This is a genomic window from Nocardia thailandica NBRC 100428 (assembly GCF_000308795.1).
Taxonomy (GTDB): domain Bacteria; phylum Actinomycetota; class Actinomycetes; order Mycobacteriales; family Mycobacteriaceae; genus Nocardia; species Nocardia thailandica.
The window spans coordinates 1-7,143 of record NZ_BAGK01000235.1; the positions used below are offsets into that span (position 1 = coordinate 1).

7 protein-coding genes are annotated in these 7,143 nt (G+C 73.1%); 3 read left to right on the forward strand and 4 right to left on the reverse strand.

Annotation, left to right across the window (positions count from 1 at the left end; translation table 11 throughout):
* Window positions 1-335: 335 nt before the first annotated feature.
* Complete coding sequence (locus tag ON36_RS27170) at window positions 336-2,114, forward strand: MmpA family trehalose lipid delivery protein (RefSeq protein ID WP_245558222.1); 1,779 nt, start codon at window positions 336-338, stop codon at window positions 2,112-2,114.
* Window positions 2,115-2,135: 21 nt separating this feature from the next.
* Here the strand turns inward: ON36_RS27170 and ON36_RS27175 are convergent, their stop codons facing one another.
* On the reverse strand, window positions 2,136-3,305 hold the full coding sequence (locus ON36_RS27175) for a glycosyltransferase family 4 protein (RefSeq protein WP_043659373.1): 1,170 nt from the start codon (window positions 3,303-3,305) through the stop codon (window positions 2,136-2,138).
* A gap of 96 nt (window positions 3,306-3,401) precedes the next feature.
* Here ON36_RS27175 and ON36_RS27180 point away from each other — a divergent pair, with 96 nt between their 5' ends.
* On the forward strand, window positions 3,402-4,247 hold the full coding sequence (locus tag ON36_RS27180) for a class I SAM-dependent methyltransferase (protein ID WP_043659376.1): 846 nt from the start codon (window positions 3,402-3,404) through the stop codon (window positions 4,245-4,247).
* On the opposite strand, the gene ON36_RS33835 is transcribed toward ON36_RS27180, so the two are convergent.
* Window positions 4,175-4,471, reverse strand: a complete 297-nt coding sequence (locus ON36_RS33835; protein WP_083885455.1) for a hypothetical protein — start codon at window positions 4,469-4,471, stop codon at window positions 4,175-4,177. The genes ON36_RS27180 and ON36_RS33835 overlap by 73 nt on opposite strands.
* A gap of 211 nt (window positions 4,472-4,682) precedes the next feature.
* Here ON36_RS33835 and ON36_RS27185 point away from each other — a divergent pair, with 211 nt between their 5' ends.
* Window positions 4,683-6,128 (forward strand): aldehyde dehydrogenase, encoded by a 1,446-nt coding sequence (locus ON36_RS27185; RefSeq protein WP_043659379.1) that lies wholly within the window; start codon window positions 4,683-4,685, stop codon window positions 6,126-6,128.
* Here the strand turns inward: ON36_RS27185 and ON36_RS27190 are convergent.
* Entirely contained in the window at window positions 6,125-6,310 is a 186-nt protein-coding gene (locus ON36_RS27190; RefSeq protein ID WP_043659382.1) for a hypothetical protein, read from the reverse strand. The two genes, ON36_RS27185 and ON36_RS27190, sit on opposite strands and share 4 nt — an antisense overlap.
* Before the next feature lie 201 nt (window positions 6,311-6,511).
* Window positions 6,512-7,143: GlxA family transcriptional regulator (locus ON36_RS27195; RefSeq protein ID WP_043659385.1), on the reverse strand; the 632-nt coding region annotated here is incomplete at its 5' end.

A 7,143-nucleotide genomic window follows, 5' to 3' on the forward strand; every position in this document is an offset into this window, starting at 1 on the left:
CCACCGGCCCGCCAGCAGCTGCAGCAGATAGCCGGCCACGTTGGCGGTCATCGCCCCGGCCGTGACCCACGTCAGATCGGCGACAACGGGAAGACGACGATCTTCGGCCACACTCGTCATCGTCGCACTTCACCCGACCCTGAACATAACCGACACCGCACGGTTTCACATTCTGGCCCCTGCGACCGGGGTTGCGGCGGGAAACGGCCGAACCGGTACGACGTAGAGTGCCCGACGTGTCCGGTCACCCCAGCGCGCCCTCGTCCGATCCGGGGACCGGCGTCCCCGGCGCAGACCCGGCTCCGGCGCGTCCGGCCCGGTCACGACAGCTGCGGGTGCCCGCCTACTGCGCGCTGCTCGCCGCGCTCGTCCTCGGCCCGCTGCTCGGTCCGGGATACCTGCTGCTGCGCGACGCGGTCAGCACGCCGCGCTCCTACCTGACCGACACCGCCCTCGGCCTCGGCGCGGCCGCGCCCCGCGCGGTTCCCCAGGACGCCGCGCTGGCCGTGCTCTCACCGATCGTCGACGGCGGCGTCCTGGTCAAGGCCGTGCTGTTCGTCGCGCTGTGGGCGGCCGGGTTCGGTGCGGCGGTGCTGGCGAAGCACGTCCTGGCCGCAGGCGTCCCCGCCCAGCTGGTGGCGGCGACGGTCGCCGTCTGGAACCCGTACGTCGCCGAGCGGCTCCTCCAGGGTCATTGGAGCCTGCTCGCGGGGTACGCCGCGCTGCCGTGGACGGTGGTCGCGGCCGACCGGCTCCGGCGCGCGCGTCCCGGGCCCGGCCGCTCCGGGACGTTCCCGGCCTGGGCGGCGCTCGCGGCCTGCTTCGCGGCGGCCGGGCTCACGCCGACCGGTGCCCTGCTGGCCGGGCTGACCGGCTTCGCGCTGGTCGGGCTGCGCCGGCTGCCGCTCGCGGCCGCGCTGTGGCTCGCGGCCTCGGCGCCGTGGCTGGCCGCGACCCTGGCGACCGGCTCGGGGGCCGAGCCCTCCGACCCGGCGGGGGTCGCCGCGTTCGCGGCGCGGGCCGAACCGTGGCTGGGCACGCTGGGCAGCCTGGCCGGGCTCGGGGGGATCTGGAACGGCGAGGCGGTGCCCGCGAGCCGGACGACGGGACTGGCGTTCGTGGCGACGCTGCTCCTGCTCGCGATCGTCGCGGTCGGGGCGGGCCGGGTCGGGCGGGCGGGCCGGACCGGCCGGACCCTGCTCGTCCTGGCGGCCGCGTCGATCGTGTTGCCCGCCCTCGGCGCCACCCCGTGGGGGCTGGCGGCGGGCGAATGGCTGGTCGTCCACGTGCCGGGCGCGGGCCTGCTGCGGGACACCCAGAAGTACGTCGCCCTCGCGGTGCCCGCCTACGCCCTCTGCGCGGCCGCCGCGTGCGCGCGCCTCGCCGCACTCCGCCCGGCGAGGGGTCCGCGCGCCGAAACCGCGGGCGGCCCGGCCCCCGATCGCCCCGATCGCCCCGATCGCCCCGAGGGTCCGGCGACCGGCGTGGCGGCCACCGCGCTGATCCTGTTGCTCGTGCTCCCGCTGGCCGACCTCGCGTGGGGCGTCGCGGGCGCGCTGCGGCCGGTGCACTACCCGGCGGGCTGGGCGCAGGTGGTCGAGCGGATCGACGGGCCCGGCGACGTGGCGGTCCTGCCCGGCGGCATGTTCCGGCGATTCCCGTACAGCGGCGACGCGCCCGTCCTCGACCCGGCGCCGCGCATCCTGCCCGCCGACGTGCTGCAGACCGGCGAGCTGCCGGTGCACGGTCGCACGGTGGCCGGGGAGGCGGGCCGGGCGGGGCTGGTCGAGGCGCTGCTGCTGCGCGGCGGCACCGCGGGGGAACTGGCGGACCTCGGCGTCGGCTGGGTGCTGGTCGAACGGACCACGCCCGGCCCTCTCGGCGCCTCGCGGGACACCCTCGCCGGGCTCGTGCCGGTCTACGCCGACCGTGACCTCGCGCTCTACGCCGTCCCGGACCCGCGACCCGCCGACCCCGCGACCGCGACCCAGCGCGCGATCGCCGTCGCCGCGCACGGCCTGTGGGCCCTGCTGCTGGTCGGCGGTCTGCTCGGCGCGGCGGCCGGCGCCCGGCGCCGCGAGTCCGTGCCGGCGGGCAAGCGGGGTTCGCCGTGACGCGTCCCGGACCGGGACGCGTCAGTCCCGCGCCTGCGCGGCGACCAGGCCGCTCACGAACCGGCCCGCCGCGGCCGCCTCGAGCACCTCGTAGACCCCGGACCCGGTCTGCTCCCAGGAGAACTCCCGGGCCCGCGAGCGCGCCTTGTCACCCATGACGCCGCGCGACTCGCTGTCGGCCAGCAGGGTCCGCACCGCCGCGCCGAGTCCGTCGACGTCGTCGACCAGCAGGCCGGTCACCCCGTCGACGATGGAGTCGGTGAGCCCGCGCGAGCTGCGGTAGCCGACGGTGGGCACGCCGTGCTGGGCGGCCTCGATGACGGCCAGGCCCCAGCCCTCCTTGCGCGAGGGCATGACGTGTACCCAGGCCTGGGCCAGCAGTTCGTGCTTGCGCCGTTCGTCCACGTGCCCGTGGAAGGTGACCGCGTCGGCGATGCCGAGGCGGTCGGCGAACTCGCGCAGGTTCTCCGCCCACCAGCCGTCACCGATGACGTCGAGGCGCACCTCGGGCACGTCGTCGCGCAGGGCGGCGACGGCGGTCAGCGCGTCCTCGATCTGCTTGTGCGGGACGAGGCGGGACAGTACGGCGATCCGCGGGTGCGGGCTGCGGGTGGCCGCGTCGCTGCCCTCGATGCCGTCCGGGACCGGTTCGGCCCCGTTGCGGACCACCGCGATGCGTTCCCGCCCGACCCCGAGCAGGGCCAGTTCCTCGGCCGAGGGCAGCGAGACGGTCAGGTACTGGTTGTCGCGGTGCACGCGCGGCGACAGCCGCGACTCGATCCACCAGCCGATCCGGCCGACCAGCCTGCCCGCGACGGGCCACTGCTCGCGGTGCCCGTGGTGGACGAGCACCACCGAGGGGACGCCGGTGACCGCGGCGAAGAACGGGATGCCGTTCTGCGTGTCGATCACGACGTCGGGGCGGACGCCGCGCAGGGGGCCGAGGCCGAACCGGCCGGCGACCAGGGCGGCGAGGGCGCGCGGGTACACGGTGAAGCGGCCGCCGCCCCGGCTGATGTCGATGCCGTCGACGTGTTCGCGCCGCGCCGCACCGGGGTACCCCGCGGTCCGCAGGGTGACCTTCACGCCGCGGGCGGCCAGCTGCGCGCCCACCTGCTCCAGGTAACGCTCGCTACCGCCGCCCTGCGGGTGCCCCGTATCGCGCCAGCAGAGCAGGAGGACTTCGCGCACGTCGACGGCTCTTTTCGGTCAGCGGATCAGAAATGGTCGGGGTCCACCCTAACGGCTGCCCGTCCGAGTTCCGGGCGGCTCCCATAAACTCCCCCGGTGCCTACGCCGACCTCCCGCACCGCGCCACGGTTCGCCCGCCGCGCCACGCTGCGCCGGTCTGTGCGCCTGCTGACCAGCTTCCGGTTCGAGCAGAGCGACCCCGGACGCTTCTACGGCGGCATCGCCACCGACACCGCGGAGCTGATCGGCGACTTCCATCGCGACGCCACCGGCACCGACCTCGACGGCACCGTGGTGCTGGACGTGGGCGGCGGTCCCGGCTACTTCGCCGACGAGTTCGGCGCCCGCGGCGCCCGGTACGTCTCGGTCGAACCGGACCCGTCGGAGATGCATGCCGCGGGTTTGCGGGTGTCGGGCTCGGTGCGTGGGTCGGGCATGGCGCTGCCGTTCCGCGACGACGCCTTCGACGTGTGTTTCTCCTCCAATGTCGGGGAGCACGTGCCCGAGCCCTGGGTGATGGCCGAGGAGATGGTCCGCGTGACCCGGCCCGGCGGTCTCGTCGTGTACTCCTACACGGTGTGGCACGGACCGTTCGGCGGTCACGAGACGGGGCTGTGGCACTACTTCGGTGGTGAGTACGCCGCCCGCCGGTACCGGCGCAAGCACGGCCGGGAACCCAAGAACAGGTTCGGCCGATCGCTTTTCGCCGTCCGGGCCGCCGACGGAATACGCTGGGCGGCAACTACTTCGGCGGATGTCCTCGCGGTCTTTCCTCGTTATCACCCGCGCTGGGCATGGTGGCTGGTCCGCATTCCCGGCCTGCGCGAGCTACTGGTGAGCAATCTGGTGATCGTGGCGCGCGTGCCCGATCAGGCCAGCCAGCTCATCCGGCGCACCCGGGGGGCGGGCTCGGCCATGGAGCGCGTCCACGGCGATTCCTGAATCGCCAGCCCGACGGTCTCCAGCGTGGTCAGCCCCACCTGGTCCGCCAGTAATCCCACCGCGGCGACCGCCTCAGCTGCCTGGATGGCCGCTGTAGCCTGCTCGATCGTCAGCGTGCGGCCGGGGAGGAAGGACACCACCCATCCGCCGCTGCCCACACTCTTAGCTTGATGGTCGGTCTGGTCGCTGGTCATCAACGATCGGCCGATCACTTGCACCGCCATGACTCGGTCTCCCCAATACGCGGTTACGGTTTCATGAATCGAGCGAGCTGATCAGTAGCTAAAGCATCCCCTTTTCACCACGAGAACGCAATAGTGCGTTTACCCGAAAAGCGAACCGACAGGTTGGAATTCGCCCTGTTCACAGTAGTGCGGGGCGATCGAACTAGAACATGTTGCAGACAATCCGGCTCCAAAACTGTAACGTGTTCTCATGCACTACGACAGTCTGTTCATCGGCGGCAAGTGGACAACTCCGGCCGGTAGCGAGCGCATTCCGGTGGTCTCACCGGCCACCGAGGAGACCGTCGGCAGCGTGCCAGCGGTAACCGATGCCGACGTCGACGCCGCGGTCGCGGCCGCGCGGTCGGCGTTCGACAACGGGCCGTGGCCCTCGACGCCGCCACTGGAACGAGCCGAGGTCCTCACCCGGCTCGCGCGGCTGATCGAGGCGCGTTCGCCGGAGTTGCTCGCCGCGCTCACCGCGGAGATGGGCGCGACCTCGTTAGCCGCCTTGACACTCAACCAGCTTCCGGCCGTCGCGACCCTCGACGCCACCGCCGGACTGGCGAAGACCTTCCCCTGGAACGAAACCCGGGTCGGTCCGTTCGGCACCGCGCGCGTGTCCCGCGAACCCAAGGGCGTCGTCGCCGCGATCACCGCCTGGAACGTGCCGCTGTTCCTCGCGGCCAACAAGCTGGCCTCGGCCCTGCTCGCCGGCTGCACCGTCGTGCTGAAACCCTCTCCCCTGACACCGATCACGGCCAACATCCTCGCCGACCTGTGCACCGAGGCGGGGCTGCCCGAGGGCGTGCTGTCGGTGCTGCCCGCCGGTCCCGCCGAATCGGAGTACCTGGCAGGACATCCCGGCGTCGACAAGGTGACCTTCACCGGAAGCACCGCCGTCGGCAGGCGTTTGGGCGCGCTGGCCGGAGAGAAGCTGCGCGCGGTCTCCCTCGAACTGGGCGGCAAGTCCGCGGCCATCGTGCTGGCCGACGCCGACCTCGCGACCGCCATTCCGGTCCTTGCCTTCTCGGGCCTGATGAACAGCGGCCAGGGCTGCGTCGCCCAGACCCGGATCCTCGCACCGCGCAGCCGCTACGACGAGATCGTCGACGCGCTGGTCGCCCACGTGTCGACCATGAAGACCGGCGACCCGACCGATCCCTCGGTGCAGCTCGGCCCGCTGATCAGCGAGGCGCAGCGCGACCGGGTCGAAAGCTACATCGCCAAGGGCAAGGCCGAGGGCGCCCGGCTGGTGCTCGGCGGCGGCAGGCCCGAGGGGCTGGACAAGGGCTGGTTCGTCGAGCCGACCATCTTCGCCGACGTCGACAACAGCAGCACCATCGCCCAGGAGGAGATCTTCGGTCCGGTGCTGTCGGTGATCCCCTACGACACCGAGGACGAGGCCGTGGCGATCGCCAACGACTCGGTCTACGGCCTGGCCGGTTCGGTCTGGACGACCGACATCGAGCACGGCGCCGAGATCGCGGCCCGCGTGCGGACCGGCACCCTGGCGATCAACTGGTACGCCTTCGACCCGACCGCCCCGTTCGGCGGCTACAAGGACTCCGGCCTCGGCCGGGAGAACGGCCCGGAGGGCCTCGACGCCTTCTGCGAGCAGAAGTCCGTCCTCATGCCCATGGGCTGGACCGGCTAGTTCTCCGGCATCTGCACGCGCAGCACCGGCTGCGCGTGCACGTCGCCCCGGGCGGGCATGTCGATCACGTCGACGAGCCAGCCCGGGGGTAGCGCGCGCTGCAGGCGCCCGGCCACCCGCTGCAACGGCGTGCTCGCGGAGTCGGCGGAGTCGGTCTCGAAAGCGGTCACCAGATCTGTCATGCGCCTACCACCTCTCGGGCGTTCGATCTCATCGGCTACCCCGGTGTGGACGGAGTACCACGAGTCGATGGGAACTAGCGGTCGAGTAGTGCGTCAAAGCGTTGTGCGACGGGCGATGAAGCGTGGGGGTGGCCCTCTCAGGGAAATATAAGGCAACTCCGCCCGTGGCGGGGAAACGACCCACGGACGATCGGATGACGATCAGCGGCGCCGCGCGCGCCGGTAGGCGCCCGGTGGCAGCCCGGTGGCCGCGCGCAGGTGGTCGCGCAGGGCGGTGACGCTGCCGAAGCCGGACCGTTCCGCGACGGCGCTGACCGGCAGTTCGGTGGTCTCGAGCAGTTCCCTGGCCAGGCCGAGCCGCTGCGCGTCGAGCCAGCGGCGCGGCGTGGTGCCGACCTGGGCGGCGAAGCGGCGCACGAACGTGCGTTCACTCATGAGCGCGTGCGCGGCGAGCGCGGCCACGTCGGTGGCCGCGCGCGGCTCGGCCACCGCCCAGGCCAGGGTCGCCGCCAGCCCGCCGCGCGGGTCGGCGCCTCCCATGGCGTGCGGGATGTACTGGGCCTGACCGCCTTCGCGGTGCGGCGGCACCACGTTCCAGCGGGCCAGCTCCGCGGCCGGGCCCGCCCCGAGTTCGCGGCGGACCAGGTGCAGGCACACGTCCATCCCCGCCGACAGGCCCGCGGAGGTCAGGATGTCGCCGTCGTCGACGTAGAGCGCGGCGGGGTCGAGTTTCACCGCCGGATACAACGCCGCGAACTCGTCGCAGTAGCCCCAGTGGGTGGTGGCCGGTCGCCCGTCGAGCAGCCCGGCCTGGGCGAGGACGAAGGCGCCGA